The following is a 1,582-nucleotide window of genomic DNA, read 5'->3' as shown; positions in this document are numbered from 1 at the left end:
TGCTTGATCAGGAGCGCGACGCAGGAAACCACACCAGCGACTGCAACGGTCGAGAACACGTCAGCAAACCCAAAGTGACGCCGGGTAAGCTCCGCAACGAGGAAGGAGCCGGCAATGCCACCGAACCGGCCGATGCCAAGCATCCATGCCACGCCGGTGCCGCGGCCTGCGGTCGGATAGAAGGCGGCCGCAAGTGCGGGCATCGATGATTGCGCTGTGTTCATCAGGATGCCGGCAAGGAATACGGTCAGAACTAGGGCTCCGACATTGCCGGCTGCCTGGCCGATCGCGTAGACGCTTACAGCCGTCAGTGCATAGCAGACCGCGACTACCCGGGTCGCGTTGAGGCGATCCATCAGAACGCCACTCAGCACCGCACCAACGCCACCCAGCGGAAAGAGCGCCGAAATGATTGTTGCGTTCTTCTGGGCGAGTCCCGCGTCCTTGAGCAGAATTGGCATCCAGTTGATCGATGCGTAAAAGATCACAAGACCCATGAAGTAGGCCAGCCACAGCATCAGCGAGCCGACCAGGTATGACCTGGACAGAACGACGCCGGGACCCTTGCGACCGGTCGCCTGTGCACTCTCGCTCAGGACGAAGTGCTCTGCATTGAAAGCCGCCTGCGAGATTCGACCAAGCGTTCGCTGGATGAGCTGGTGCGGCTTTGCAGCAGCCACCATAAACCGCACCGACTCCGGCATCTTCGTGGCCAGCAGCGCGGTGAGCAGAAGAGGCATGACGCCGCCGAAGACCAGCACGCTGCGCCAGCCAAAGTTTGGAATCATCCAGGCCGCGAGAAAGCCGCCAAGTGCCGCGCCAAGCGGGAAACCACAGAACATCAGGTTGATGACCGTCGCACGACGACGATCAGGGCAGAATTCACCCATGAGCGTGACGGCATTCGGCATTGCAGCGCCAAGCCCGAGGCCGGTGACAAAGCGCAGTACGGTAAGCGTGTCGAGCGAGCCGGCAAAGGCCGAGCCCAGGCAGGCCAGACCGAATACCATCACGGCACCAAGAAGCAGTGAGCGACGCCCGAGCCGGTCCGAGAGCGGACCGGCCGCGAGAGAGCCGCACGCGAGGCCAAAGAGCGCGGCGCTCAGAACGGGGGCGAGGTCGGGCTTGCCCAGATGCCATTCGCCCAGCAGGGAGGGTGCAATAAAGCCGATCGCTGCGGTGTCAAACCCGTCCAGCAGGACAATGATGAAACACATGAAAAACACGAGCCACTGGAACCCGCTGAATGGTTGCTCGTTGATGAAACTCTGGACGTTGACGGATTGGTTCCCGTTCATTGACTGTCCCATGTATGGTTTGGGAGACCCTGAGAAACATGCCGAAGAGTCGTACACGATCTGGCCGAATCATCAGGGCAAATCGCATTTATCACGTTCGAATATAGAACATGAGTTCCTTTCAAGAACAAATTTTGCAGAGCATTGTCGACGGAGGTCAAATAAGTACAACTACCAAGAGATGAAGAAAAAAGAGCGCGGGCGTGGAGCGAATCACTGATGGGATGGGCGTTGCGAGGTATTTCGCTTTGGCAGAATACTATTATCGGCAGTCAGGATACTGA

Annotated in this window: 1 protein-coding gene; it reads right to left on the bottom strand. The window is 58.7% G+C overall.

Going from position 1 to position 1,582, the window contains the following annotated elements:
• Positions 1–1,298: MFS transporter (locus tag G3N58_RS33785; protein WP_206001363.1), on the bottom strand; the 1,298-nt coding region annotated here is incomplete at its 3' end.
• Positions 1,299–1,582 lie beyond the last annotated feature (284 nt).

It is taken from the genome of Paraburkholderia sp. Ac-20342, from assembly GCF_017104985.1.
Taxonomy (GTDB): Bacteria; Pseudomonadota; Gammaproteobacteria; order Burkholderiales; family Burkholderiaceae; genus Paraburkholderia.
The sequence above is the reverse complement of the archived record's forward strand: the minus strand, read 5'-3'. Positions and strand labels throughout refer to the sequence as shown.